Here is a 26,790-nt window from a genome sequence, read left to right on the forward strand (position 1 = left end):
CTAGAGGACGGCAAGCTGAGAGTTCAGCAAATCCGTCACGAGCATGTAGCCCGGCGCATGGGTGATGCAGAACTCCGGTTTGACCGTGGCCACCACCGACTGCGGTGTGACGCCGCACGCCCAGAACACGGGATACTCGTCGTCGCGCACCGGGACCGCGTCGCCGTAGTCGGGCTTGGCAATGTCCTTGATGCCGATTAGTTCGGGCTTGCCGATATGAACCGGCGCGCCATGCACCGAAGGGAAACGGGTCGTCACCTGAATCGCACGGATTGCCTTGGCAGGCGTGAAGGGCCGCATGGAAACCACCATCGGCCCATGGAACGGCCCCGCCGGCGTGCATTCGATGTTGGTGCGATACATCGGCACGTTGCTGTTGCAGGTCATGTGCCGCAGCTCGAGGCCGTTCTCGATCAGTGCCTCCTCGAAAGAGAACGAGCAGCCCAGCACGAACGACACGAGATCGTCGCGCCATACGCCCCTGAGGTCCGTGACCTCCTCGATCAGCTCGCCGTTCTTCCAGATGCGATACTTCGGGATGTCTGTGCGGATGTCGAGATCCTCGCCGAGCATCGGCAGGCGCCAGTCGCCCGCCTCGGACTGACCGAGCAGCGGGCAAGGCTTCGGATTGAGCGCGCAGAAGCGCGCAAAGTCGGCGGCCAGTTCTTTCGGCAGGATGGCGAGATTGCCTTGCACGTAGCCGGGGGCCATGCCGGCGGTGGGCAGGCGATGGCCACCGCCGCGGATGCGGCGTCTCGCGTCACGGCCGGTCTCGCCTTTCAGGGTCGTGATCGTGGTGTCCATGGAGACTCCTCCTACACGTGCTGGCCGCCGTTGATCTGGATCTCGGCGCCGGAAACGTAGCTCGATCCCTTCTCGCACAGGAAGTGGATCACGTCGGCCACTTCATCGGGCGTCCCCAGACGGCGCATCGGGATCTGGTTCTCGACGATCTTCTCGGTGCCGGGTGAGAGGATCGACGTGTCGATCTCGCCAGGAGCGATCGCATTGACGCGAATGCCCAGCGGGCCGAAGTCATGCGCCATCTCGCGGGTCAGTGCCGCCAGCGCCGCCTTGGACGTTGCGTAGGCGGAACCGGCGAAGGGATGGACCCGGCTGCCGGCGATAGAGGTGACGTTGACGACGCATCCGCGCGCCTGGGCCAACTCCTCGATCAAGCCGCGGGCCAGTGCCACCGGCGCGAAGAAGTTGACGTTGAAGACCTGACGCCAGAGATCGAATGGCGTGTCGATCGCGCCAAGCCGTCCGCCTTCGCCGTTCTTGGGAGAGATGGCGGCGTTGTTGACCAGTGCGTCGAGCCGTCCGCCCGACAGACGTGCACGAATCTGTTCTATGCCGCGCCCGATATCGACCGGATCGGCGAGATCGAGCTGGACATGGCTTTCGCCGCCGCCGGGCCATGGGCAAAGGGCACTGAAAGGTTGACGCGACACTGTGATCACACGCCAGCCGTCAGCGTTGAACTTCTTGACCGTTGCGTGTCCGATTCCGCGGCTCGCTCCGGTCAGGACCAGGGTCCGGGTGTTGTCGTGCAGAGACGGACTGTTCATAAAACCAGTCTACTCCGCGCATGGACCGAAGTCCTGCGACCATGGAAAGTAGTGCATGCGCCGCGGGCCGCGATTCCCAGTGGTTAATTCAATACATCTGAAATATTTCTTAAATCGCTGTACTTAAGCAATTTTCTTGAATTGAAATTGGCCTCGCTTTAGCCTGCTCCTCGCCACGGCTCAACGCACTTCATTTCCGGCCGTCGCGATCGATTTCGAGGGATGCCATGCAGCCAGGGGGAGTTCCCACGATGCCGGACGATCGCCGCGCATCGACCACTTCGCCGCATTTACGCACGCGGCCTGCGACGATGCTCACCGCCATCGGTCTCTGCGTGCTCATCATGATGATCCAGCTCATTCCGGAGATTCAGAACGTCTCGTCGCGCTTTGCAGGGGCTTCACCTTCGACAACCGAAGCCCGCTAGGGCAAACAAGGGGCTGAGGATTCTCGGCCCCATGACTCTCGATAATGTCCAAGCGTTGCCGCTTGGCAGTGCCCTCGGCGACTACAGGCTGGACGCGGTGATCGGCCATGGCGGCTTTGGCATCACCTATCGCGCCTTCGACGGTCAACTCGCGAAGATCGTCGCCATCAAGGAGTATCTGCCAGTCGAGTTCGCGATCCGCCGCGCCGATGGCCAAGTCGTGCCACGTGGTGCGCGCTTCGCCGAGGACTTCGAATGGGGACGGGAGCGCTTTCTCGACGAGGCCCGTGCGCTCGCGCGGTTTCGCCACCCGCACATCGTGCCTGTGCTTCGTTACATCGAAGCCAATGGCACGGCCTACACCGTCATGGAATTCGAGGATGGTCGCAACGTCGCGCAAATCCTGCGCGAGCCCGCCCACCGCCTGCCGCCCGACGAGGTGAGGCGCCTCGCGCAAGGGCTGCTCAGCGGCCTTGGCGCGGTGCACGCACAGGGATTCCTGCATCGAGACATCAAACCGTCCAATGTCATCATCCGCCGCGATGGCGTGCCCATCCTGGTCGACTTCGGTGCGGCGCGGCAGGCGATCGGCGGGCGCACGCGTACCCTCACGTCCGTGCTCACGCCCCAGTATGCGCCGATCGAGCAGTATGCTCTCGACGGCAAACAGGGCCCCTGGAGTGACATCTATTCAGCGGCCGCCTTGCTGCATCATGCCATCGCAGGTGAGCCGCCGCCCGAAGCCGCCGCGCGGGTCGGCAAGGACCCCTACCGTCCGCTCTCGCGCACCCAGGCCGATCGCTACGATCAGGCCTTCCTCGAAGCTGTCGATCGCGCGCTGGCCTTCGCGCCAGACGAGAGGCCGCGGTCGGTCGAGGCGTGGCGTGCTCTGTTCGGAGCGACGCTACCGGTTCGCGAGGAGACGACCACCCAACTCGTCACGGCGCCCCACGCGCCCGCATCTGCATCGACGATTCAACCGCGTTTGGGTGGCGCCCGTCGCGATGAGCACGAGCATCTCGCGCAATCCGCCTCGGAGCCGCCGACGCGCTTGCGTCTCGTGGGTCTCGTGGCCGTTGCGGCCGCCACGGCCGTTGCGATGACATGGTGGGTGCTGTCGCCAGGCAGGGAAATTGCGCCACCCGGCGCCGTCGCGGCGAACCCCGATCCGTCACCTCCGCCGGTTCTTGCGCCAGTCCCGGCGCCTCCCCCAGCCGAAGCCGCTGCAGAGGAGACGAAGAAGCGTCTGATCGACGAGGCGCAGCGTGTGGCTGCGGAAGCGCGCGATGTTTTCGAGCGCGCGAAAGACGCCGCTGACGCCGCGCGCACGTTGGCCGGCGAGGCGCGCATCGTCGCCGCGCGCGCCGCACGACCGGGCCTCGAGAATGTCGAACGCGAGACCTTCGATGGCGCGAGTTACGTCGGCCAGATCGAGGGCGGTGAACGCGAGGGCCTGGGAGTCCTCGAGACGAAGGAGGGCGATCGTCGGGCCGGCGAATGGAAAGCCAATGCGCTGGACGGGCTGGCGATCGAGCGCCGGGGCGATGGCACGCGCTATGAAGGCCGCTGGCGCGACGGCCAAGCCAACGGCCTCGGCTTGCGCGAAACACCGGGCATCGAGCGAATCGAGGGGAATTTCGTAGCCGGTCGCCCGGAAGGCCCTGCTATCCGTCGTACGCTCGGCGCTCCGATCACGGTGCAGGCCGGCGAGTGGACAGACGGCATGTTGAACGGACCTGGCATTGAGACGGTGGGGGAACGTGAGCGGTACGAAGGCGGCTTTCGCGCCGGTCGGCGACATGGTTTCGGGCAGCTCACCGGGACCGACCAGAAGACCGTGTCCGGGCGGTGGGACGATGGAAAGCTCGTCGATTCTGCGCCCTGACGACTGTGGCACAGAAGTTGCGCCCCGCGGCACACCGTGTCCAAAGCGCTTTCCGTCTTGTTGATCGACGACAACCCCGCTCGAGCCGAGATCGTCGAAGCGGGGTTGCGCGCGGCCGGCTATCGCCTGCTGGCCCGGCTGGGAGGCACGCAGGACCTACCGGCGCGGGTGCGTGAGCTGGCGCCCGATGTCGTGGTCGTGAGTACCGACAGCCCGAGCCGCGATACTATCGAGGACATGCGCCGGAGCACAGAACAGCAACCACGGCCGATCGCGCTGTTCGTCGACCAGTCCGATCCGGTGACCATCGCGGCCGCCATGGAGGCCGGCGTCTCGGCCTATGTGGTGAAGGGTCTTGCGAAGGATCGCGTGCGATCGGTGTTGGACGTGGCGATCGGCCATTTCAACCGCTACCACGCCATGCGCGAGGAACTGGAGCAGGCACGATTGACGCTGTTGGAACGCAAGGCGATCGATCGTGCCAAAGGCCTGCTGATGGAGCAGCGCGGCTTGAGCGAAGACACCGCCTATCGGCTGCTGCGCAAGCTGGCCATGAACCAAAACAAGCGAGTCGGCGAGGTGGCGCAGGAGTTGCTGACCTACGCCAAGGCGCTCAAGGACTGAGGGCCGTCGCCGCCGCCCGCCTTGCCTGCCGGCTGGTCACGCTGCACACGCGAACGACACCTCCGTGCCAGCCTTGCATCGCACAAGGCCCGATCGCACGGTTCGTCAACTCAATGAGTTGAGGTGTTTTGGCCGACTCGGCATGCTTGGCATGGTTCCTGCTGTGTAGTCGAAGCTGCCGCAATGCATCATTGCGGTCCCGGCCCAACGGCGGGCCATCCCTGAACGAGATGCGGGCCAATGATGGTCCGCTCGGACAAAGACGTCCTGCGCGGTCGACGTGAGTCGGCCGCATGTGGCGTCATTTTGTTGTGCGTGGAGTGACGATGGTTGAGCTCGAACGATCGAAGGTGACCCTGGGCATTACGCCCTTGGTCGATTGTGCGCCGATCGTGCTGGCCGAGGAGTTGGGCGCGTTCGAGCGGCGCGGCCTTCAGGTCGAGATCCGCCGGGAGGCGTCGTGGGCGACCATTCGAGACAAGGTCGCGCTGGGTCTGCTCGACGCCGCCCAGATGCTCGCGCCCATGCCGCTGGCCACCACGCTCGGCATCGACAGTGTCGGCGTGCCGATGATCGCAGCCATGACGCTCGACCAGAACGGCAATGCCATCACCCTGAGCGCCGGCTTGTGGGACGAAATCGAGCATTGTGCGCCCGCTCTTGTGGAGGCGGCGGCGACGCAGGGCCGGTCTCTCGACGCGCGCGCCTTGGCCGCTGTCGTGCAGGCGCGGGCCGTGGTCGGGCGACCGCCCGTGACGCTGGCGTCGGTCTTCCCTTACTCGTCGCACAACTATCTGCTGCGGCTCTGGCTGGCGTCGGGAGGGCTCGATCCCGACCGCGACGTGCGCCTCACCGTCGTGCCGCCGCCGCACATGGTCGCCCACATGTCGGGCGGCCTGATCGACGGCTATTGCGTCGGCGAGCCGTGGAACCAGCAGGCAGTCGCACTGGGCCTCGGCCGCATCGCCATTGCCGGCTGCCAGCTCTGGGGCGCGATGCCGGAGAAAGTGCTGGGGACCACCGAGGCGTGGGCACGGCGCCACCCCAAGACCTTGCGCGCGCTGATCGGCGCCATCGTCGAAGCCTGCGCCTGGCTCGATGAGCCGGCCAATCGCGTCGAAGCGGCGCGCGTGCTGGCCAGCCCGCGCTACGTCAATGCGCCCTTCGAAGTAATCGGCCGGTCGTTGGCGATGCCGGGCTTTCACATCTTCCATCGTGGCGACGCCAACTATCCCTGGCGCAGCCATGCCGACTGGTTCCTGGCGCAGATGGTCCGCTGGGGCCAACTCTGCGTCGACGTCGATCTGCTGGCCGTCGCCGATCGCGTGTTCCGCACCGATCTCTACCGCGTGGCCGCCGCGGAGATGGGCATGGCGTGCCCCATTGACGATCGCCTTCCGGAGGGCGCCCACGGCGAGCCGATGGTCCGTGAGCCAGACCGGGTCCGCACGAGCAACTCGAGCATCAAACAGGGGTAGAGCATGAGCATAAGTGGATCGCGCATATCGATAGGCCGCCGCGGCGTTCTCGCCGGCGCCGCAGCCGCCGCCGGGCTCATTGGCGGCTCAGCGCGCGCGCAGGCGCTCAAGCCCGAAAAGGACGAACTGAAGTTCGGCTTCATCAAGCTCACCGACATGGTGCCGTTGGCGATCGCCAAGGAGAAGGGCTTCTTCGAGGACGAAGGCCTGTTCGTTACGCTCGAGCCGCAGGCCAACTGGAAGGTGCTGCTCGACCGCGTGATCACCGGCGAACTCGACGGCGCGCACATGCTGGCCGGTCAACCGATCGCCGCGACCATCGGCTTCGGCACCAAGGCCGACATGGTGACCTCGTTCACCATGGACCTCAATGGCAACGGCACCACCGTTTCCAACGAGGTCTGGGCCGAGATGAAGACGCACATCCCGGTCGGTCCGGACGGCAAGCCGCAGCATCCTTACAAGGCGAATGCGCTCAAGCCGGTGATCGAGAGGATGAAGGCCGAAGGCAAGCCCTTCAAGATGGGCATGGTCTTCCCCGTCTCGACACACAATTACGAGTTGCGTTATTGGCTCGCCGCCGGCGGCGTCCATCCCGGCTTCTACTCCAAGACCGACATCACCGGTCAGATCAAGGCGGACGCGCTCCTGTCGGTGACGCCGCCGCCACAGATGCCCGCTACCCTGGAGGCGGGCACGATCCACGGCTACAGCGTCGGCGAGCCGTGGAACCAGCAGGCGGTGTTCAAGGGCATCGGCGTGCCGGTGGTCACCGACTACGACATCTTCAAGGACCGCGCGGAGAAGGTGTTCGGCGTCACCGCTGGGTTCGCCGCGAAACACCCCAATACGATGCTGGCGATCACCAAGGCGCTGATCCGCGCCGGCATGTGGCTCGATGCCGACAACAACGCCAACCGTCCCGAGGCGGTGAAGATCATTTCGCGGCCCGAATATGTCGGCGCCGACTATGCGGTGATAGCCAACTCAATGACCGGCACTTTCGAGTATGAGAAGGGCGACAAGCGGCCGGTGCCAGATTTCAATGTCTTCTTCCGCTATCACGCGACCCACCCATTCTACTCCGACGCCGTCTGGTATCTGACGCAGATGCGCCGGTGGGGGCAGATTCCCGAGCACAGGCCTGACGAGTGGTACCACGAGACGGCGAAGAAGGTGTTCAAGCCCGATATCTATCTGAAGGCCGCGAAGCTGCTGATAGATGAGGGCAAGGCGAAGAAGGCGGACTTCCCGTTCGGCACCGATGGCTATCGCGCACGTACTGCCGAGAACATCGACGGCATCCCCTATGACGGCCGCACGCCCAACGCCTACATCGACAGCCTGCCTCTCGGTCTCAAGGGCAGACAGACTGTCGAGGGCACCGACGTGGTCGGCGGTTGACCGGCGCAGCGCATGACAAAGAGGCAGGCGATGTCCAGCATCAGTGACAATCTCGTCGTCGACCCGGCCGCGCTGCGGCGCGTGCAGCGCCGCGAACTGATCTTCAGCCGCATCGCTCGCGCCTCGGCCTATCTCAACGTCGCTGGTCTGGGCTGGCTGGTGCCTCTGCTGCGCATGGCGGCGGGCGACAGCCCGCGCCACCAGCTCGGCGAGCTGCGGCATGTGCTGCTGGTGCCACTGGCCGGCATTGCCGTCTTCCTCGTGCTGTGGGGCGTGCTCGCACCGCAGGTCAAGACATCGCTCGGCGCGGTGCCTGGTCCGGTACAGGTGTGGCACCAGGCCATCAATCTCTACGACGACCATGTGGCTGAGCGCGCCAAGGAGGAAGCGTTCTACGCCCGCCAAACCGAGCGCAACCGCCGCCTCGAGGCCGATGGCAGGGCCGACCAAGTGCGGTGGCGCAGCTACACCGGCAAGCCCACCTACCTCGACCAGATCCTGACCAGCCTTAAGACGGTGGCGCTCGGCTTCCTGATCGCCACCGCAATCGCCGTGCCGTTCGGCATCATGTGCGGCCTGTCACGGACGGTGAACAGCGGGCTCAACCCCCTGATCCAGATCTTCAAACCGGTGTCGCCGCTTGCCTGGCTGCCGATCGTGACCATGGTCGTGTCGGCCCTCTACGTCGACCCGACCGGCTGGCTGCCCAAGTCACTGGTCATCTCCGCCATCACGGTGACCCTGTGCTCCTTGTGGCCGACCCTGATCAACACCACGCTTGGAGTCTCGTCGATCGACCGTGACCTAGTGAACGTCGGCAAGGTGCTGCAGCTTTCGACCGCCACGACCATCCGCAAGCTCGTGCTGCCCTCGGCGCTGCCGCTGATCTTCACCGGGCTGAGGCTGTCGTTGGGCGTCGGCTGGATGGTGCTGATCGCCGCCGAGATGCTGGCGCAGAACCCGGGCCTCGGGAAGTTCGTGTGGGACGAGTTCCAGAACGGATCGTCGGCGTCGCTAGCCAAGATCATGGTCGCGGTCCTCACCATCGGCCTGATCGGCTTCCTGCTCGACCGCGTTATGTACGCGCTGCAAGCCGCCTTCACCCACGGCATGAACCGCTGACCGGAGGCCCACGATGGCTTTTCTCGAGCTGAAGGGCGTGTGCAAGGGCTACGGCGGCGCCGGGCGACGCACCGAGGTTCTGCATGACATCGACCTCGCCGTCGAGGAGGGTGAGTTTGTCGCCATCGTCGGCTTCTCGGGGTCGGGTAAGACCACTCTCGTATCGCTGATGGCCGGGCTGCTCGAGCCCGATGTCGGTGAGGTGCGGCTCAAGGGACGGCCGGTCGAAGGCGCCGGCCCCGACCGTGGCCTGGTCTTCCAGAGTTACTCGCTGATGCCGTGGCTGACGGTCACCGCCAACGTCGCGCTGGCCGTCGACTCGGTGTTCAAGGGCAGCGGCAAGGTCGAGCGCGAGGCCCGCGTACGGCGTTACATCGACATGGTCGGGCTGAGTCACGCTGCCGATCGCCGTCCGGCCGAGTTGTCGGGTGGCATGCGCCAGCGCGTCGCCGTGGCGCGCGCACTGGCGATCGATCCCGAGATCCTGCTGCTCGACGAGCCGTTGTCGGCGCTAGATGCGCTGACTCGCGCCAAGCTGCAGGACGAGTTCGAGGAGATCCGCGCGCAGGAAGGCAAGACAGTCGTCCTCATCACCAACGACGTCGACGAGGCGATTCTGCTGGCCGACCGCATCGTCCCTCTGACACCCGGTCCCCGGGCGACTCTCGGGCCGTCCTTCAAGGTGACGATCCCGCGACCCCGCCAGCGCACGGCGCTCAACGGCGATCCGACATTCAAGCGGTTGCGCGCCGACGTGACCAAGTACTTGATGGATCTCGGCATTGAGCGTCGAAGCGAGGGCGACGACCGATGCCTGCCCGACGTCCAGCCAGTGACCCAGCTCGAGCCGCCGCCCGAGGCGGTGCGCAAGGTGGCGCGCTCGGCGATCCTCGACCGCTATGTCGAGTTCTTCGACGTGACGAAGGTCTATCCGACGCCCAAGGGACCGCTCACGGTCGTCGAGAAATTCCAGTTCCTGATGAGGAAGGGCGAGTTCGTCTCGCTGATCGGCCACTCCGGCTGCGGCAAGTCGACCGTGCTGTCCATGGTCGCCGGCCTGACCGAGATCTCTGGTGGCGGCGTCGTGCTGAACGGCCGCGAGATCGACGCCGCCGGTCCCGACCGCGCGGTCGTGTTTCAGGCACCATCGTTGATGCCTTGGCTGACGGCGCGCGAGAACGTCGCCTTGGGAGTCGACAAGGTCTATCCCCACGCCACACCGGCCGAGCGCCGGGAAATTGTCGAATACTACCTCGCGCGGGTCGGCCTCGCTGATTCCATGCACAAGCCGGCTAGCGAGCTGTCGAATGGCATGAAGCAACGTGTCGGCATCGCCCGCGCCTTCGCTCTGTCGCCCAAGCTGCTGCTGCTCGACGAACCGTTCGGCATGCTCGACAGCTTGACTCGCTGGGAGCTGCAGGAAGTGTTGATGGACGTCTGGAAGCGCACACAGGTCACCGCAATCTGCGTCACCCACGACGTCGACGAGGCGATCCTGCTGGCCGATCGCATTGTCATGATGACCAACGGGCCGAACGCCACCATCGGCAACATCCTCGACGTGCCGCTGCCCCGGCCGCGCACGCGCAAGGCACTGCTCGAGCATCCCGACTATTACCGCTATCGCGGCGAGGTTCTGACCTTCCTCCAAGAGTACGAGCACGGCGCCAAGCCGAGGGTTGCGGCGCCGGTGGTCGCCAGGGCGGCGGCATGAGCGTATTCGATGAGTCACAGAAGCAGTGGCTGCAGGGCTTCGTCAGCGGCCTGGAGGCGCGCAAGGCCGCCGATCGGTTAGCCGGCCGGCCCCCGGTGTCGACGGTCGGCCCGCCGGTCGGTCCCGACGCGCTGCAGCATGCCGCCCAAGATCGTGCTGTCGCGTGGGGTGGCAAGTTGGTCGCCGAGGAGACAGCCAAGCGGCAGCGCCATCCACTCGATCGTTGGGACGAGGTCGTGGGTCGTGCCGAAGCCGGTCAGTTCCCCAAGGGCATCGACGTCTTCCTCACCAAGTACCACGGCCTTTTCTACGTCGCGCCGGCACAAGACTCCTTCATGTGCCGGCTGCGCATTCCCAACGGCATCCTGAAAGCCTGGCAGGCTCGTGGTCTCGCCGACGCGGCTGAGGTCTTTGGCGGCGGCTATGTCGACGTTACGACACGCGCCAACCTCCAGATTCGGGAGATTCCCGCTCGCCATGCGGTCGGCATGCTGTTCGCGGTACAGGAACTCGGGCTGACGGCGCGCGGTTCCGGTGCCGACAACATCCGCAACATCACCGGCAGCCCGACGGCCGGCATCGATCCACAAGAACTCATCGACACGCGGCCGCTGTGCCGGGACATGCATCACTACATCCTGAATCACCGCGAGATGTACGGCCTGCCGCGCAAGTTCAACATCGCCTTCGATGGCGGCGGAGGCGTTCCCGTACTGGAAGACACCAACGACATCGGCTTCGTGGCCTGCCGGGTCGTCAGCGGCCCGGGCGTCGACCCGGGAGTCTACTTTCGCCTGCAGCTCGGCGGCATCACGGGGCATCTCGACTTCGCCCACGAGACCGGCGTTCTGCTGAAGCCCGAGGAGTGTGTGAAGGTCGCCGGCGCCGTCGTGCGAGCCTTCATCGCCCATGGTGACCGAACCAATCGACAGAAAGCTCGTCTCAAGTATGTACTCGATCGCATGGGGCGCGAGGCTTTCCTCAGAGAGGTGGAAGTCGAGTATGGTGTGCCGCTGCGCCGCTCGGCAGGCGTCGAGATCGCGCCCCGGTTGCGATCCGACAAGCATGGCCATGTCGGGGTGCATTCCCAGAAGCAGCCCGGCAGAAGTTATCTGGGTCTTATCCTGCCGGTCGGACGCCTGACCACGGAGCAGATGCGCGGCCTTGCCGAGATCGCCGAGCGGTTCGGCAGCGGCACGCTGCGCTTGACGGTTTGGCAGAATGTGCTGATTTCGGATGTCGCCACCGGTGATGTCGGCGTCTGCATCGCTGCCGTCAGGGCGTTGGGCCTCGATGTCGAGGCGAGCGCCATCCGCCGTGGACTCGTGGCCTGTACCGGCAATGCCGGCTGCAAGTTCGCTGCCTCCAACACCAAGGGTCACGCGCTGAGGCTGGCCGACCATCTGGAGGCGCGGCTCGCCGTCGACCTGCCGATAAACATCCATCTCACTGGCTGTCACCATTCCTGCGCTCAGCATTATGTCGGCGATATCGGGCTGATTGCCTGTAAGGTCGACCGCGGCGAGGACAGTGCCGAGGGCTATCATGTCTTCATCGGTGGCGGCGCGGCCTCTACCGCTGAGCAGGCGATGGCTCGTGAATATGCCCAGTCGGTGGCATTCGACGACCTGCCGTCTCTGGTCGAGCGCCTTCTGGCGGCATGGCTCGCCCATCGCCAGGTGCCAACCGAAACTTTCTTCGAATTTTGCCGTCGCCACGAGATCGCCGCGCTGCGGGACCTTGCCGGCCGCACGCCGCTTCGGGCGTTGGCTGCATGAACGCGATCGCAGCCCAGCCGCGGATCATCCCCGACAACGCGCCGTTCTCGCCGGAGCAACGCGCCTGGTTGAACGGCTTCTTCGCCGCCTATCTCGAGGTTGGGACTGGGACGATGGGTGACGATGGCGGATCGTCGACAGGCCCAGCCGACATGGGCGAAGAATTCCCCTGGCACGACGCGTCTCTCCCGATGTCCGATCGCCTCGCCCTCGCGAAGGACCGCAAGCCGGAGCGCCAGCTCATGGCGGCGATGGCGCAGCTCGATTGCGGGCAATGCGGCTATCTTTGCCAAACCTATGCCGAGGCGGTGTGGTCAGGCGCCGAGATCGACATGGGCCGCTGCGTGCCGGGTGGCAAGGAGACTCAACGCAAACTCAAGGAACTGCTGGCGACGCTTGAACCATTGCGCGGTAGCGCCACCATCGCCACGCCCACTGTCAAGTTCTCGAGTCCGCCCGGCTTCTCGCGCGATCGGCCGGCGCTTGCCACGCTCGTCGATGCGCATCCACTCAACCGTCCCGGGTCGGAGAAGGACGTGCGGCACGTCGTACTCGACCTCTCGGCCACCGATGTCACTTACGACGCGGGCGACAGTCTCGGTGTCTTCGCGCGGAAGAACCCGCAACTCGTGCAATCCGTGCTCGACCGCCTGGGTGCCAATGGCGAAGAGATGGTCGCCTTCGATGGCGAGGCGCTGCCGTTGCGCCAAGTGCTGCTCGGCAAGGTCGACATCACGCGGCCGAGTGACGAATGCATGCTGTTCCTGGCCGAGCGCGCGTTCGAAGAGAAAGACGTGCTCATGCTGCAGGCTTTGACGCGTGGCGAGGGCCCGCCGGAACTCGCTTCTGCAGACCTTCTCGATCTTCTGATGGCCTGCCCTTCGGTCATGCCGTCTCTACCTGGTCTACTGAGATCGCTCGATCGCCTGCAGCCACGCCTCTATTCCATCGCCTCCTCGCCGAAGGTGCATCCGCGCGAGGTGCACCTCACCGTGTCTGCGGTGCGTTGGGAGAGCAACGAGCGGCAGCGCACCGGTATCGGCTCCTGCTACCTCGCCGACTTCGCAAAGCCGGGTGATGTCGTGCCGATCTTCGTGCAGAAGAACCACGGCTTCCATCCTCCGCGGGACGATTCGGCTCATGCCATCATGGTAGGACCGGGAACGGGCATTGCACCGTTTCGCGCCTTCCTGGAGGAACGCGAGGCGCGTGGCGCTGGACAGAAGGGCGGTCGCAACTGGCTGTTCTTCGGCGATCAGAAACGTGGAGCGGACTTCCTTTACGAAGACCAGATCATGGATTGGCAGCGGCGCGGCGTACTGAACCGCCTCGATCTCGCCTTCTCGCGCGACCAGCCGGAAAAGATCTATGTCCAGCATCGCATGCGAGAAAGTGCCGCTGAGTTGTGGCGCTGGCTGGAAGAGGGGGCGTACTTCTATGTCTGCGGCGATGCCAAGCGCATGGCCAAGGATGTCGAGGATACATTGCTGCAGATCGCCCAGGAGCAGGGCGGCTGGGGTGGGACCGACGCCCGGGCGTGGCTCGAGGGGCTCGCCAAGTCCGGGCGCTACCAGCGCGACGTCTACTGAGGCGCCATGATCCGCACGACTTGTCCTTATTGCGGCGTTGGTTGCGGAGTCGTGGCAAGCCCAGACGGACGGGGTGAGGCGGATATCGCCGCCGATCTCGACCATCCAGCAAATCGCGGCCGGCTCTGTTCGAAGGGCGCGGCGCTCGGCGAGACCCTGTCGCTCGAGGACCGGCTGCTTCATCCTGAAATCGACGGGCGGCGCGTGTCCTGGAACGAAGCGCTCGATGCCGTCGCCAACGGGTTGCGCGACGTTGTTGCGACGCATGGGCCAGATGCTGTCGCATTCTACGTCTCCGGCCAGCTTCTCACCGAGGACTACTACGCCGCGAACAAGCTGGTCAAAGGCTTCCTCGGTACGGCCAACATCGACACCAACTCGCGGCTGTGCATGGCGTCTTCGGTTGCGGGTCACAAGCGCGCCTTTGGCAGCGATACAGTGCCCGGGCTCTACGAGGACATTGAACGGGCCGACCTCGTCGTTCTCGTCGGCAGCAATCTTGCCTGGTGTCATCCCGTGCTGTTCCAGCGGCTGGAAGCCGCCAAGCGCGAGCGACCGGCGATGAAAGTGGTGGTCGTCGATCCGCGGCGCACCGAGACATGCGACATTGCCGATCTCCACCTGGCGCTGAGGCCGGGCAGCGATGTCGCGCTGTTCAACGGATTACTAGCCGAGCTTCATCGTCGCGGTGTTGTCGCCGGCGACTTCGTGGACAACCACACTACCGGCCTCGAGAGCGCACTCGCGACGGCGCAGGCGACCGACGTCGCGATATGCGATCTGCTGGACACCCATCTCGCCACCTTCTTCGAGTGGTTCGCGGCCACGGAGAAGACCGTCACGCTCTACTCGCAAGGCGTGAACCAGTCGATTGCAGGTGTCGACAAGGTCAATGCCCTCATCAATTGCCATCTGCTGACAGGCCGCATCGGCCGGCCCGGCATGGGCCCGTTCTCAGTCACCGGCCAGCCCAATGCCATGGGAGGCCGCGAGGTTGGTGCGCTGGCGACGACACTCGCCGCCCACATGGACTTCGCCGCGGAGGATATCGACCGTGTCGGGCGCTTCTGGAAGGCACCTCGCATGGCGACACGGCCGGGTCTCAAAGCGGTCGAACTTTTCGATTCGGTGCGGCAAGGCAAAATCAAGGCGATCTGGATCATGGCAACCAATCCGGTGGTGACCCTGCCGGATGCCGACGCGGTGCACGCTGCGCTGAAGGGTTGCGCACTGTCGATCGTCTCGGAGGCGACCCGCGCCAGCGACACGGTCGATGCCTGCCGTATCCGGCTGCCTGCGCTTGCTTGGGGCGAGAAGGACGGCACCGTTACCAACTCCGAGCGGATGATCTCGCGCCAGCGCTCCTTCCTTCCGGCGCCAGGGGAGGCGCGGCAGGATTGGTGGATCATCGCGCAGGTGGCCCGCCGTTTGGGATTTGGCTCGGCCTTCGCGTGGAAGGGCGTGACCGACATCTTCCGAGAACATGCATCGCTGTCGGCCTTCGAGAACGAGGGCACGCGCGATTTCGACATCGGCGCGCAGGCGACAGTCAGCGATACGGGGTACGACGCGCTCGAACCTTTTGCGTGGCCGGCGCGGGCGGGCAGCACGGTCGAGGGTGGACGCTTTTTTGCCGATGGCCGATTTTTCCATGCCGACGGGCGTGCCCGCTTCGTTTCAACGACACCTCGCGGACCGGCCCATGACGTCGACGATCTGCGGCCGCTCCGACTGACCACCGGGCGCCTGCGCGACCAGTGGCACACCATGACGCGTACCGGGAAATCGGCGCGGCTCGCCGGGCATCGCCCGGAGCCCTGCATCGAAATCCGTCCCGAAGATGCGGCTGCACGCGGTCTGGCCGATGGCGACATCGCCGAGCTGCGCAGCCGATGGGGTAGGGCACGCCTGCGTGTCCAAGTCACGGGTGGGATGCGTACCGGGGAGACGTTCGCACCGATGCATTGGACGGCGCGATTCGCGCGGGCCGCGCGGGTCAACGCGGCGGTCAACCCCGAGGTCGATCCGATCTCTGGCCAGCCGGAATTCAAGCACACACCGGTGCAAGTCTGTCGTCTGGATATGCGCTGGCATGGCACGATTCTCGCTCGACGCCCGGTCATGTTGCCGGACGTTTCCTATTGGGCGCGCATCAAGAGCCCCGGCCACCTCGCTTACGTGCTGGCTGGCGACCAGTCGATTGCTGCGGCGCAGCAATCGCTATCGGCTGCGATGCGTGCGGCCAATCCGGGGCCGTGGATCACAGGCGATCGCGGCATCGGCGCCGTGGTGAGCGACGGACGCCTCGAGGCGGTGCTGGCTCTGCAGTCGACCTACGACGGCGCGCTGCGCGATCGGCTGGCACCATTCATGGCGGCCGGCCGGTTGAGCGTCGAGCAGCGTACGGCCTTGTTGCTGGGTGGCGACGGTGCGGAGCGAGGTGGCGAGGTCTGCGCCTGCTATGGCGTGTCGCGCGCCGCGGTCTCAGCCGCGATCGGCGATGGCGCCACCACGCTGGATGACATCGGGGCGGCGACGCGCGCCGGCACGAACTGCGGCTCGTGCCGACCCGAACTGCGTGCCCTGTTGCGCCGAGGCCGGACGAGGAAGGCCGCGTGATGGGGAGCTTCCCGCTTTTCCTCGCATTGAAGGACCGCCGAGCGCTCGTCGTGGGGGGCGGCGAGGCGGCCGTGCGGAAGATCGAACTGCTGCTCGCAGCAGGCGCGCAGGTTACCTTGATAGCCCAGACTGTGGTGGGCGAAATCGCTCAGCAGATCGCCGATGGACGCATCATTTGGGGCGGCCGCGCATTCGACGATGCAGACCTGATCGGCGTCTCGTTGGTTATCGTCGCCGTTGAAGACGACGTGCTTCAGGCGCGCGTATCGCACGCGGCACAGCAGCGCGGTGTGCCGGTCAATGTCGTCGATCGGCCGGCGCTCTCGAGCTTCACCATGCCGGCCATTGTAGATCGCGGGCCGGTCACCGTCGCGATCTCAACCGGTGGCGCGGCTCCCGTGTTGGCGCGTCGGCTGAAGGCGGAAATCGAGCGCGTCCTGCCGGCGACGATCGGTCGACTGGCGCGCTTTGCCGACATTTTCCGGGCGCAGGTCCGGCGCACCTTGCCGGAACCGCAGACCCGCCGCCGCTTTTGGGATCGGGTATTCGAAGGTCGGGCGGCGGAGCTCGCTCTGGCTGGAGACGAGATCGGCGCGCGGCGCGAGTTGATCCGCTTGCTCGATGGCGTGCGCGGCGAGCGCCATCCGTGCCAAGGGATGGTGCATCTGGTCGGTGCTGGGCCAGGTGACCCGGATCTCCTCACGCTCAAGGCCCATCGACTGCTGCAGCAGGCCGATGTCGTCGTCTATGATCGGCTCGTGTCGACTGCGGTGCTGGCGATGGCGCGGCGGGATGCCGAGAGGATCTATGTCGGCAAGCGACGCGGCCATCACCACGTCACACAATCTGAGATCAACGCGCGGCTCATAGCCCTGGCACGCGCCGGCAGGAGCGTAGTTCGTCTGAAGGCGGGAGATCCTTTCGTATTCGGTCGCGGTGGCGAAGAGTTCGAGGTGTTGCTCGATGCCGGTATCGCCGTGGAAGTCGTTCCCGGCATCACGGCCGCCTTGGGGTGTGCTGCGAGCGCGGGCATACCGCTTACCCATCGCGATCACGCACAGGCTTGCGTGTTCGTCGCAGGCCAGATGTGCGATGGGAAAGTCGATCTCGATTGGCGCCTGCTGGCAAGGCCGAAGCAAACCGTCGTCATCTACATGGTCGTAAGGACGCTTCCGATCATCGTTGCCGAACTTCGTCGCTTCGGCATGGTTGCGCACACGCCTGTCGCCTTGATCGAAAGTGGCACGACCGAACGCGAGCGCCGCCTCGTCGGCACGCTCGCGACCATCGAGGACTTGGCAGCGCGCGCGCGCTTCGACGGTCCGACCTTGTGCATGGTTGGTGAAACCGTTGGTGCGGCGGCGGCGAGGGTCATGGATTTTCGCTTTGAGTCGCGAATTGGCCTCTGATAGAAGCCGATGTGGTAAAAATGCAACAATGCAGGGGCGGGATGCGCGGCTTCTTCTTGAGCGCGGCGATCACTGTGGCCTTCACGGGTGCGAGCGTCGCCCAGACAGAAGTACTCCGTGGCACCTCGACCTCGAACAAGAAGGCTCCGGCGACCCAGTCGGCGAACGTACAGAAACCTCCGCCCGCTCCACGGCAGGCGACGACACCGCAAAGTTTGCGAGGCTCGCGATACGGCGGCTTCGCCCCCTCGGCACCCGTCGAGCCACCGGTACTCGATCTGGTCAGCCCGCGCACTCTCTCACTTCTCAACGTCAACTCGAAGGAAACCCTGACCGTCACCTACTGGTCGCACGGCAGCTATCATCGGAATGCGCTCGATCGGCTGAACCATTTCCTGCGCGATACGCGGGACAATGCCCAGACCGAGATGGACCCGTTGCTCTTCGACGTCCTATGGCACACGCAGCAGCTCGCGGGCTACGGCGGCCAGGTCGAGATCCTGTCCGCCTATCGTTCGCCGGCGACAAATGCGTGGTTGGCGAGCGTGAGCCGCGGCGTGGCGCGTGACAGTCAGCACATGAGTGGCAATGCCGTGGACGTGCGCTTTCCCGGTGTACCTGTATTCAAGATCCGACAGGCCGCACGATCGCTCGGCATGGGCGGCGTCGGCTTCTATCCGCGCTCGGGATTTGTCCATCTCGACACCGGTCCGATCCGATACTGGTGACGTCGGATGACGACGCTCGAGGTCGTTGAAGGAGATATTACCCATCTCGATGTCGATGCCATCGTCAACGCAGCGAACGAGAGCCTGTTGGGTGGCGGCGGTGTCGACGGCGCCATTCATCGTGCCGCCGGCCCGGAGCTGTTGGCCGAATGTCGTACGATCGGTGGTTGCCCCACGGGCGAAGCGAGGATCACGCGTGGATATCGGCTGAAGGCGCGCCATGTGATTCATACCGTCGGCCCCGTCTGGCGTAGCGGTGCGGCGAACGAGCCGGCGCTCCTGGCGAGTTGCTATCGCAGTTGCCTGCTGCTGGCCGATCGTCATGGGCTCCGATCTCTCGCGTTCCCGGCGATCTCCACCGGCGTGTATGGGTACCCGAAGGACTTGGCGACAGAGATTGCCGTACGCGAAGTACGCCACGGGGCGCGGATCGGGCGCGTCGTGTTCTGCTGCTTCGGCGCCGAAATGGCGACGCTCTACCGAGGCGTCATTGGCCAAACCGATTGGCGCTCTTCAGGAACTTGAGCTCTGCCTCAGAACTGGCTCGACCGAGTACGTCGTTGCGATGCGGGAATCGACCGAAGCGGGCGACGATATCGCGATGCTCAATCGCATATTTCATGTTCTCATCGTTCTCCATGACCTCGAACAGGGCGCAGCCCAGTTCCTGATCGGCCAGCGACTCGCTGTGCTGGAAGGGCATGTAGAAGAAGACGCGCATGGCGGGAGGAAAGAGCGCCGGATAGAAACGCGCGAGCGCCCGTCGGGCCGCCCATAGGGCCTTGCCATCGCCGCGATAGGCAAGCGCGGTGCGCCTATGGATATGGCGGGGGAACTGGTCGCACAGCACGATCAACGCCAATGCGCCGTCGGGGGATTGCACCCATGAGTCGCATTCGCCCCGGACGGCGCGGCCGAGTGCTCCGGCGAATTGTTCCACGATCTCCGCGTCGAATGCCGGCGTGCTGCGGAACCATATCTCACGCTCCTTGCCATGGCCGTGGTTGGCGAGCGGCAGGAACCAGAAATCGAGGATTTCACGGATGGACGTCTTGTCGCGCATGCGGCTTAGATAGTGACTTGGCGGAGGGGAGGAAAGCCAGCGTGGCCAAGGTCAGAAACATCCTTTTCATCATGTGCGATCAGCTGCGGGCCGACCACCTCTCGTGCGCTGGCCACCCGCACCTGCGGACACCCGCCATCGACGGCTTGGCCAGTCGTGGCGTGTTGTTCCCGCGCGCCTATGTGCAATCCGGAGTCTGCGGTCCTTCGCGCATGAGCTACTACACCGGGCGGTACGTATTCTCGCACGGCGCCACATGGAACCGCGTTCCCCTGTCGCTCCGCGAGAAGACGATCGGCGACTATCTGCGACCGAGCGGTGTCCGTGTGGCGCTTGCCGGCAAGACCCACGTACTGCCCGACCTCGACGGGCTCGAGCGCTACGGTATCGAAGGGGGCTCGGCGATCGCCGCTCTCATGCGCGCTGGACGGTTCGAGGAACTCGATCGCTACGATGGCCATTCGCCACCCGGCGATGAGAGCGGCTATGCGGGCTATCTACGAGCGCAGGGCTACAATTCCGACGATCCGTGGAACGACTACGTGATCGCCGCCAACGGGCCGAACGGCGAGAAGCTCTCGGGCTGGCACATGCGCAACGCGCGCCTGCCCGCCCGCGTCGCCGAGCAGCACTCCGAAACCGCCTATATGACGCGCGAGGCGATACGTTTCATCGACAACATGGGCGATCAGCCGTGGTGCCTGCATCTAAGCTATGTGAAGCCGCACTGGCCCTACATGGCGCCGGCACCCTATCACGCGATGTACGACCCCGAGCATTGCCTGCCGCTCAATCGCTCCGAATTGGAGCTCGTCGACCCGCATCCGGTGCTGGCGGCGTACCGTAAGCACGAGGAATCGGTGTCTTTCCAGCGGGCGGACGGTCCCTCGACCGTGCGCCCGACATATATGGGTTTGATCCGCCAACTCGACGATTGGCTCGGCCGCCTGTTCGCTCACTTGCAGGCGAAGGGCCGGATGGACGATACGCTCATCCTTTTCACATCGGATCATGGCGATTTCCTCGGCGACCATTGGCTGGGTGAGAAGGAGATGTTCTACGAGGAAGCGCTGCGCGTTCCCTTCGTCGTCTATGATCCCGACCCGGCGGCGGATGCGACCCGGGGGACGATCGACAATCGCTTCGTCGAAAGTGTCGACGTGGTGCCGACCATCCTTGCCGCACTCGGCGAGGCGTCGCACGATCACCTGGTGGAGGGCCGCTCCTTGCTGCCCCTGTTGCGCGGAGGACCGGCAGGCGCGTGGCGCGATGCGGTGTTTTCCGAGCTCGACTATTCCTTCCGGGAGGCGCGCCGGATCCTGAGCCGCAAGCCGCAGGAATGCCGAGCCATGATGGTGCGCACCGACAAGTGGAAATATGTGTGGTGGCAGGGCTTCAGGCCGATGCTGTTCGATCTCGTCAACGATCCCGGCGAGCTAGCCGACCTGGGTGCCTACGCTGCCTTTGCGCATGTGCGCCAAGAGATGGAAGAGCGTCTGGCGGCGTGGCTGAAGGGCCGGAAGACGCGGGTCACCGTCGATGACGACTATATCGAGGCCCGTACTGCGTCGCACAAAAAGCACGGCATCTTCTTCGGCGTGTGGTGACGGTCGCTGCTCTTGCTTGATTCAGGGATACAACCCTACTTGAACTCGTACTGTTGAATGAGCCAGGGTTCGTTCCTTGCGGCGGAAATCCAGTCTTTCATCGCCGCATGTGAGAGAACTGCCGAGCAATAGGCCTCGGCATCCGAATCAACCGGAACGGCGTAGGTCTTGAAGCGTGTGACGACCGGGGCATACATCGCATCGGCGGCGGTGAACGTCCCGAACAGGAAGCCGTCGTCGCGCGGCGCTGCACCGACGAAGCGCTTGCGGCAGTCGCGCCACATCGACGTGATGCGCTCTATTTCGGCGCGCACGGCCGGTGTCATGCCCTTGCCCGGATAGGAGGCGCGGATGTTCATCGGCATGCCGTTGCGCAGGTCGATGAAACCCGAGTGCATCTCGGCTGAGATCGAACGAGCGTGCGCGCGCGCCGCAACGGAGGCAGGCCACAGGCCGGTTTCGGGCTTGATGTCGTTGAGGTATTCGGCAATGGCCAGCGAATCCCACACCGCAAGGCCGCGATGCAAGAGCACCGGCACCCGCCCTGACGGCGAGTGCTTGCGGATCGTGGGTTGCGTTTCGGGCAAGTCGAGAGGCACGAGGACCTCCTCGAAGTCGAGGCCCGCCATCTTGACCATCAGCCATCCCCGTAGCGACCAGGACGAATAGTTCTTGTTGCCGATGACCAAAGTGAACTCGGCCATATCCCCTCCTTGCCAGCTGCCAAGTTTGGCCTGCAATGTTGACCCTTACACTACAGATTGGTGAGCTTGGCTATGCCGTTGCCGTTCGTCGACCGTGCCGCTTCCGCGTTGTCCGTGCAGTTTGTGGGCCACGGCAAGTGGCGTGCCTGGGTGAAGGAGCAGAGTGCGGCGCGCCGAGCGTGGCTGGAATCGTCGAGGGTTGCCGGCAAGCCCGGTGATTTCGCGTTGCTGCCGGGCCGTGACGGTAAAGTGGGCGGCGCCGTGCTGATGCTCTCGCCGCAGCCGACATTGTGGGATTTCGGCATGCTCGCCACGAAGCTGCCAGCAGGCGTCTGGAAGCTCGCCGAGACCACCCCGATATCGCCAACAGATGCCGCGGTTGCCATCGGGCTGGGGATGTGGCGTTTCGAGCGCTATCGCTCGAAAAAGGGCGAACCGGGACCGAGGATCGTGTGGCCGCGGGGCGCAGACAAGGCGCGCGCGACGGCGACGATCGAAGCGGTCTCGATGGCACGAGATCTCATCACGACGCCGTCGTCCGACATGGGTCCCGCCGAACTGGCGGGCGCGGCACGGGAACTTGCAAGAAAGCACGGAGCCAAGATCAAGGTCATCGTCGGCGACGACTTGCTTAAGCAGAACTATCCGATGGTCCACGCCGTCGGCCGTGCCAGCAGTCGCGCGCCGCGTCTGATCGATCTCGTCTGGGGTCGAGAGAGCGATCCGAAGGTGACGCTGGTCGGCAAGGGAGTCTGCTTCGACACCGGCGGCCTCGACCTCAAGCCGTCGACCGGCATGCTCATGATGAAGAAGGACATGGGTGGTGCGGCCGCGGTGATGGCTGTGGCGTCCATGGTGATGGCGGCGCGGCTGCCGGTGCGATTGCGCCTGTTGATCCCTGCGGTCGAGAACAGCGTGTCGGGCAACGCCTTCCGGCCGATGGACGTCGTGCCCACCCGCAAGGGGATCACGGTGGAGATCGGCAACACCGACGCCGAAGGCCGGCTGATCCTGTGCGACGCCCTGCATGAGGGAGCATCGGAGAAGCCGACCATGCTGATCGATTGCGCCACGCTCACCGGGGCAGCCCGCGTCGCATTGGGCACCGACTTGCCGGCGCTGTTCTGCAACGACGATGCACTGGCGGACGAACTGGTCGCCGCCGGCCAGCGGGAGGCGGACCCGATGTGGCGCCTGCCGCTGTTCGCCGGCTACCGTCGCATGCTGGACAGCAAGGTGGCGGACATCAACAATGCGCCGGGAGCTGCGTTCGGCGGCGCGATTACGGCGGCTCTCTATCTCAAGGAATTCGTTCCGGACGACGTACCCTGGGCCCATTTCGACATGATGGCCTGGAACAATATGTCCCGTCCGGGCCGCCCCGAGGGGGGTGAAGCCCAGGCCGTCCGTGCTATCTTTGCCGCCATCGAAAAGAGGGTGAAGAAATGACCGACACGCTCGAACAACTCGCCATCGACATCCGTGCGGCATTGAAGGCCGATTCCGGCGTCGGTGGCAAGCAGGCCGTCTGCAGGCTGGTTTCCGGGGTGTTGCTCGACCGCGAATTCGTCGAGCGGCACCTGACGTCGGATCAGTGCAAGCCGCGCAAGGTGCTCTACGAGGATCCGGAGCTTGGATTTTGCATTTGCGGCCATGTCTACGAGAAGCCTGCTCATGGCGAACCGCACGACCATGGCTCGAGCTGGGCGATCTACGGGCTCGCGGTCGGCGACACCGAGATGACCGACTGGAAGGTCGTCCGGAAGGGCGACGACGCAACGCCAACCCTCGTCGAACCGGACCGCAGTTACGTTCTGCGTCCAGGCGACGCTCACTTCTACGATGTCGGCGTCATCCACTCGCCCAAGCGCGACACGCTGACGAAGCTCGTGCGCATCGAGGGCGCCAACCTCGACCGTATCAAGCGGTCGAACATCAAGGCCGCGTCGAAAGTCGCGGCCTGATCAGTATCCCGTCTTCGCATCGACGGTGTGGATGAGCGGCTGCCCTGCGCGCAGCCGCCTGATGTTCTCGATCACACCCGGCGAGGCCGTACGCGGATTGGTGGCTCCGGCGATGTGGGGCGTCACATGGACCTTGGGGTGGGTCCAGTAGCGATGGTTGGCCGGCAACGGCTCCTGATTGAACACATCGAGCGCGGCGCCGCTCAGATGGCCCGAATCGAGCGCGGCGAGCAGCGCCTCGTCGACGACGTGACCGCCGCGCGCCATGTTGATGAAGTAAGCGCCCCTGGGTAGCGCCGCGAATGCTGCGGCATCGAGCAAGCCCTGAGTGTCGCGCGTGAGGGGGAGCACGTCGACCAGGATGTCGCTGCGGGACAGGAAGGACCGAAACCCGTCGGAACCGTGGAAGGTCTCGATACCCGAGATGGTTTTGGCAGTGCGGCTCCAGCCGGCCGTTGGAAAGCCGAGCATCGCGAACTTTTTCGCCGTGTCCTGGCCTATCGAACCCAGACCCATGATGCCGATCCGCCGATGCAGGGTGTCGATCAGATCGAGCTGGCGCCACTCACGGGTGCGCTGGAAGCCTTCGTACCGATCGATCTCGCGATGATGTCGCAACGCCCAGTACAGGGCGTACTCGCTCATCTGGCCGATCAGGCCGTCGTCCATGATGCGAACGATCGGCACGCCTGCGGGTAACTTGTCATCGGCGAGCAGGTGGTCGACGCCCATCCCGAGCGATACGATCAACTTGAGGTTCCGAAACGACGCCAACAGCCCGGCCGGCGGCTTCCATGCCAACGCCACGGCTATGGCGTCGGTATCGCCGAGCGAGTCGATGACCCGATAGTCGATCGGGCCGAGACCCGCTTCCAGTACCTTCTTCCACGCCGCCCCATCGGTGTCCCGGCTTATATAGGCGATAGCCTCAGACATGGCGCACTCCGAACAAGAAACGCTGCAGAAGCCAGGCAACCCCGGCAAGCCCGATACCCACGAGATCAGTTTCGGCGCCCGGCGTGATCAGTGATATCGCCGCGACTCCCAAGATGACCCGAGGCAGTACGACGAGCGGCCCGAACAACCACCCCTCGGTGGCGCACGCCAGTAGCCAGACGCCGATCGCCGCCGTCATGAACACATGCACGATCTCCCAGGCGCTGCCTTGGCCGAGCAGGACCGGGCTGTAGAAGAACATGAACGGGACGAGGAATGTGGCGAGACCCATCTTCACGGCGATCCAGGATGTTTTCCATGGATCGCCTTTGGCCATGCCGGCGGCAGCGAAGGAGGCGACGGCGACGGGCGGCGTGATCGCCGACAGGACGGCGAAGTAGAAGATGAACATGTGTGCGACGAGCTTGGGCACACCGATCTGTTGCAGGCCGGGCGCCACCACGGCAGCGCCGATGGCATAGGCCGCCGTCGTCGGCATGCCCATGCCGAGAATGACGACGATGATCATCGTGAAGAACATGGCAAGGAGCTGATTCTCGCCGGCGATCGCCTGCATGATCTGGGCGAAGCGGCCGCCAATGCCCGTGAGCGCGATGACACCGACGATGACGCCGGCTGCGGCGCACACGGCGACGAGCTGGATGCAATCCCTGGCGCCGCGCTCGAGCGCTTCGACAACCGCGCGTCCTCCCATGACGCTTTCGTCGCGGCGCCATCGCAGGCCTCCGCCTTCGACGCGCAAGCCGTTGAACCAGCTCACGGCAATGCAAAGCGCCATGCCGAGACCGGCGGCGAGAAAGGCGGAATAGCCGGTGACGAAGGCCCAGATGAGCACGCCGATCGGCGCGAGCATGTAGAGCCGCGCCAGGAGAGGCCCCAGTCGCGGCAGTTCGGCGCGCGGCAGGCCGCGCAGGCCGTGCTTGGCGGCATGCAGGTCGCAGTGCGAATAGCAGGCGATGTAGAAGAGCAGGCAGGGAATGATCGCCGCGCCGGCGATTTCGGCATACTTGATGCCCGTCGCCTCCGCCATGATGAAGGCGGCGGCGCCGAGTACCGGTGGCGTGATCTGTCCTCCGGTGGACGAGGTCGCCTCGATGGCGCCCGCGGTGTTCCGGTCGTAGCCGACACGGCGCATCATGGGGATGGTGATTGCTCCGGATGCGACGACGTTCGCGACGGAGGAACCACTCACCGATCCGAACATCACACCCGAAAGGACCGCGACCTTGGCCGGGCCGCCGCGCGCCCAGCCGACCAACGACACCGAAAGGTCGTTGAAATAGTCCCCTGCCTTGGAGCGACCGAGAAAGGCCGCGAACACGGTGAACATGATGATGAAGGTCGACGACACTTCGAGTGTCGGGCCGAAAATTCCGAGATTGCTGTAGATGTAGGGAAAGGCGAACCACAGGTCCTTGATCGACTTGTTGTGATAGAGCGCAGAGCCCTCGGGAAAGATATGCCCCACCATGGCATACAGCATGAAGGCGCCTGCAATGATGGTCAGTGCATTGCCGGCGGTACGACGCGTGAACTCGAACACCACGACCAAGCCCACCAGGCTGTAGACCAGATCGGGTGTGTCGTAGAGCGCGCCCTGATTCATCTGAAGCTCGTCGAGATTGCGCCACATGTAGACGGCGCAGCCGAGCGCAGCGAACATCAGCAGCCAGTCGTACCAGGGAATCCCGTTGGTCCCACGCCCCTTAGCGATGCTGTAGAATCCGAAACCCAGCGTCGCACCCCAGGCGAGGTGGATGGCGCGGAAGAGTTCCTGATCGAGGTTGGCGGCGATCGCCCTGTAGAAGGCCTGATCGAGGCCCAGAAGGTTGTCGATCTCCTTGACGACGACAGGGCCGACCAGCACCCAGAGATGAAAAGCCGAGAAGCCGGCGCACAACCAGAAGAACAGGGTGCGCTGCCAGGGACGGTGCTCGCGCTTGTCGCCGGAATACTCCAGGCTGTCGACGTCCACCCGGCCGATCTCACTCACATCACCCGCCGCCGGTGCGTTCTTGTTCGATGCCATCATCTCTCCCGGTGTCATCGTGGTCTTGCGCCGCGTTGGCCTGTCGGCATGGCTTTACTCAAGTCTCAATAGCAAAACGCCCGCTCCGAGGGGAGCGGGCGTCCTGCGCGGCTTGTC

General features: G+C 64.8%; 22 protein-coding genes. 16 read left to right on the forward strand and 6 right to left on the reverse strand.

The genetic code is table 11. The features are described from left to right. Window positions 1-804 (reverse strand): putative hydro-lyase, encoded by an 804-nt coding sequence (locus KIT25_24085; GenBank protein ID UYN95057.1) that lies wholly within the window; start codon window positions 802-804, stop codon window positions 1-3. Window positions 805-815: 11 nt separating this feature from the next. After that, window positions 816-1,571, reverse strand: coding sequence for an SDR family oxidoreductase (locus tag KIT25_24090; protein UYN95058.1), 756 nt, complete (start codon window positions 1,569-1,571; stop codon window positions 816-818). 251 nt (window positions 1,572-1,822) lie between these two features. On the opposite strand from KIT25_24090, the gene KIT25_24095 reads away from it, so the two are divergent. The 13 genes from KIT25_24095 (at window position 1,823) to KIT25_24155 (ending at window position 18,874) form a co-directional block, all read left to right on the forward strand. Continuing rightward, window positions 1,823-1,999: a hypothetical protein gene (locus KIT25_24095; GenBank protein ID UYN95059.1), complete on the forward strand. Its 177-nt coding sequence runs from the start codon at window positions 1,823-1,825 to the stop codon at window positions 1,997-1,999. 31 nt (window positions 2,000-2,030) lie between these two features. Continuing rightward, complete coding sequence (locus tag KIT25_24100) at window positions 2,031-3,884, forward strand: protein kinase (GenBank protein ID UYN98048.1); 1,854 nt, start codon at window positions 2,031-2,033, stop codon at window positions 3,882-3,884. Between the two features lie 36 nt (window positions 3,885-3,920). Beyond that, complete coding sequence (locus KIT25_24105; GenBank protein UYN95060.1) at window positions 3,921-4,508, forward strand: ANTAR domain-containing protein; 588 nt, start codon at window positions 3,921-3,923, stop codon at window positions 4,506-4,508. Window positions 4,509-4,834: 326 nt separating this feature from the next. After that, window positions 4,835-5,986, forward strand: coding sequence for an ABC transporter substrate-binding protein (locus tag KIT25_24110; GenBank protein UYN95061.1), 1,152 nt, complete (start codon window positions 4,835-4,837; stop codon window positions 5,984-5,986). 3 nt (window positions 5,987-5,989) lie between these two features. After that, a complete protein-coding gene (locus KIT25_24115) occupies window positions 5,990-7,390 on the forward strand; it encodes an ABC transporter substrate-binding protein (protein ID UYN95062.1) in 1,401 nt (466 codons plus the stop codon). 30 nt (window positions 7,391-7,420) lie between these two features. Beyond that, window positions 7,421-8,512, forward strand: coding sequence for an ABC transporter permease (locus KIT25_24120; protein ID UYN95063.1), 1,092 nt, complete (start codon window positions 7,421-7,423; stop codon window positions 8,510-8,512). A 13-nt stretch (window positions 8,513-8,525) separates the two neighbouring features. Continuing rightward, window positions 8,526-10,226, forward strand: a complete 1,701-nt coding sequence (locus KIT25_24125) for a nitrate ABC transporter ATP-binding protein (GenBank protein UYN95064.1) — start codon at window positions 8,526-8,528, stop codon at window positions 10,224-10,226. After that, on the forward strand, window positions 10,223-12,004 hold the full coding sequence (locus tag KIT25_24130) for a NirA family protein (GenBank protein ID UYN95065.1): 1,782 nt from the start codon (window positions 10,223-10,225) through the stop codon (window positions 12,002-12,004). Before KIT25_24125 ends, KIT25_24130 begins: the two co-directional genes overlap by 4 nt. Continuing rightward, window positions 12,001-13,593, forward strand: a complete 1,593-nt coding sequence (locus KIT25_24135) for a sulfite reductase subunit alpha (GenBank protein UYN95066.1) — start codon at window positions 12,001-12,003, stop codon at window positions 13,591-13,593. Before KIT25_24130 ends, KIT25_24135 begins: the two co-directional genes overlap by 4 nt. Window positions 13,594-13,599: 6 nt before the next feature. Beyond that, window positions 13,600-16,212: a molybdopterin-dependent oxidoreductase gene (locus KIT25_24140; protein ID UYN95067.1), complete on the forward strand. Its 2,613-nt coding sequence runs from the start codon at window positions 13,600-13,602 to the stop codon at window positions 16,210-16,212. Next, a complete protein-coding gene (gene cysG, locus KIT25_24145; protein UYN98049.1) occupies window positions 16,212-17,621 on the forward strand; it encodes a siroheme synthase CysG in 1,410 nt (469 codons plus the stop codon). Before KIT25_24140 ends, cysG begins: the two co-directional genes overlap by 1 nt. Window positions 17,622-17,836: 215 nt before the next feature. Further along, window positions 17,837-18,349 carry a DUF882 domain-containing protein gene (locus tag KIT25_24150; GenBank protein UYN95068.1) on the forward strand — a complete coding sequence of 171 codons (513 nt, stop codon included), beginning with the start codon at window positions 17,837-17,839 and terminating at the stop codon, window positions 18,347-18,349. Window positions 18,350-18,355: 6 nt separating this feature from the next. After that, entirely contained in the window at window positions 18,356-18,874 is a 519-nt protein-coding gene (locus tag KIT25_24155; GenBank protein ID UYN95069.1) for an O-acetyl-ADP-ribose deacetylase, read from the forward strand. Here KIT25_24155 and KIT25_24160 read toward each other — a convergent pair. Continuing rightward, window positions 18,837-19,412, reverse strand: coding sequence for a DUF924 domain-containing protein (locus KIT25_24160; GenBank protein ID UYN95070.1), 576 nt, complete (start codon window positions 19,410-19,412; stop codon window positions 18,837-18,839). The two genes, KIT25_24155 and KIT25_24160, sit on opposite strands and share 38 nt — an antisense overlap. Before the next feature lie 41 nt (window positions 19,413-19,453). On the opposite strand from KIT25_24160, the gene KIT25_24165 reads away from it, so the two are divergent. Further along, complete coding sequence (locus KIT25_24165; GenBank protein ID UYN95071.1) at window positions 19,454-21,019, forward strand: sulfatase-like hydrolase/transferase; 1,566 nt, start codon at window positions 19,454-19,456, stop codon at window positions 21,017-21,019. A 35-nt stretch (window positions 21,020-21,054) separates the two neighbouring features. On the opposite strand, the gene KIT25_24170 is transcribed toward KIT25_24165, so the two are convergent. Next, entirely contained in the window at window positions 21,055-21,723 is a 669-nt protein-coding gene (locus KIT25_24170; protein ID UYN98050.1) for a glutathione S-transferase family protein, read from the reverse strand. Between the two features lie 72 nt (window positions 21,724-21,795). On the opposite strand from KIT25_24170, the gene KIT25_24175 reads away from it, so the two are divergent. Together KIT25_24175 and KIT25_24180 are read left to right on the forward strand one after the other, a co-directional pair. Then, window positions 21,796-23,172: a leucyl aminopeptidase family protein gene (locus tag KIT25_24175; protein ID UYN95072.1), complete on the forward strand. Its 1,377-nt coding sequence runs from the start codon at window positions 21,796-21,798 to the stop codon at window positions 23,170-23,172. Beyond that, complete coding sequence (locus KIT25_24180) at window positions 23,169-23,687, forward strand: hypothetical protein (GenBank protein ID UYN95073.1); 519 nt, start codon at window positions 23,169-23,171, stop codon at window positions 23,685-23,687. The genes KIT25_24175 and KIT25_24180 overlap by 4 nt, the downstream gene beginning before the upstream one ends. Here KIT25_24180 and KIT25_24185 read toward each other — a convergent pair whose 3' ends face one another. Together KIT25_24185 and KIT25_24190 are read right to left on the reverse strand one after the other, a co-directional pair. After that, window positions 23,688-24,623, reverse strand: coding sequence for a glyoxylate/hydroxypyruvate reductase A (locus tag KIT25_24185; protein UYN95074.1), 936 nt, complete (start codon window positions 24,621-24,623; stop codon window positions 23,688-23,690). It lies immediately after the preceding gene. Continuing rightward, entirely contained in the window at window positions 24,616-26,673 is a 2,058-nt protein-coding gene (locus KIT25_24190; protein ID UYN95075.1) for a TRAP transporter permease, read from the reverse strand. The genes KIT25_24185 and KIT25_24190 overlap by 8 nt, the downstream gene beginning before the upstream one ends. Window positions 26,674-26,790 lie beyond the last annotated feature (117 nt).

The sequence above is a fragment of the Enhydrobacter sp. genome (assembly GCA_025808875.1).
GTDB lineage: Bacteria > Pseudomonadota > Alphaproteobacteria > Reyranellales > Reyranellaceae > Reyranella.

Coding starts and splice junctions, on each gene's coding strand:
- KIT25_24170 (UYN98050.1), bottom strand. CDS start 21,723: ATGGCCGAGTTCACTTTGGTCATCGGCAACAAGAACTATTCGTCCTGG.
- KIT25_24095 (UYN95059.1), top strand. CDS start 1,823: ATGCCGGACGATCGCCGCGCATCGACCACTTCGCCGCATTTACGCACG.
- KIT25_24125 (UYN95064.1), top strand. CDS start 8,526: ATGGCTTTTCTCGAGCTGAAGGGCGTGTGCAAGGGCTACGGCGGCGCC.
- KIT25_24140 (UYN95067.1), top strand. CDS start 13,600: ATGATCCGCACGACTTGTCCTTATTGCGGCGTTGGTTGCGGAGTCGTG.
- KIT25_24175 (UYN95072.1), top strand. CDS start 21,796: ATGCCGTTGCCGTTCGTCGACCGTGCCGCTTCCGCGTTGTCCGTGCAG.
- KIT25_24120 (UYN95063.1), top strand. CDS start 7,421: ATGTCCAGCATCAGTGACAATCTCGTCGTCGACCCGGCCGCGCTGCGG.
- KIT25_24130 (UYN95065.1), top strand. CDS start 10,223: ATGAGCGTATTCGATGAGTCACAGAAGCAGTGGCTGCAGGGCTTCGTC.
- KIT25_24180 (UYN95073.1), top strand. CDS start 23,169: ATGACCGACACGCTCGAACAACTCGCCATCGACATCCGTGCGGCATTG.
- KIT25_24190 (UYN95075.1), bottom strand. CDS start 26,673: ATGGCATCGAACAAGAACGCACCGGCGGCGGGTGATGTGAGTGAGATC.
- KIT25_24110 (UYN95061.1), top strand. CDS start 4,835: ATGGTTGAGCTCGAACGATCGAAGGTGACCCTGGGCATTACGCCCTTG.
- KIT25_24155 (UYN95069.1), top strand. CDS start 18,356: ATGACGACGCTCGAGGTCGTTGAAGGAGATATTACCCATCTCGATGTC.
- KIT25_24085 (UYN95057.1), bottom strand. CDS start 804: ATGGACACCACGATCACGACCCTGAAAGGCGAGACCGGCCGTGACGCG.
- KIT25_24185 (UYN95074.1), bottom strand. CDS start 24,623: ATGTCTGAGGCTATCGCCTATATAAGCCGGGACACCGATGGGGCGGCG.
- KIT25_24160 (UYN95070.1), bottom strand. CDS start 19,412: ATGCGCGACAAGACGTCCATCCGTGAAATCCTCGATTTCTGGTTCCTG.
- KIT25_24100 (UYN98048.1), top strand. CDS start 2,031: ATGACTCTCGATAATGTCCAAGCGTTGCCGCTTGGCAGTGCCCTCGGC.
- KIT25_24090 (UYN95058.1), bottom strand. CDS start 1,571: ATGAACAGTCCGTCTCTGCACGACAACACCCGGACCCTGGTCCTGACC.
- KIT25_24135 (UYN95066.1), top strand. CDS start 12,001: ATGAACGCGATCGCAGCCCAGCCGCGGATCATCCCCGACAACGCGCCG.
- KIT25_24115 (UYN95062.1), top strand. CDS start 5,990: ATGAGCATAAGTGGATCGCGCATATCGATAGGCCGCCGCGGCGTTCTC.
- cysG (UYN98049.1), top strand. CDS start 16,212: ATGGGGAGCTTCCCGCTTTTCCTCGCATTGAAGGACCGCCGAGCGCTC.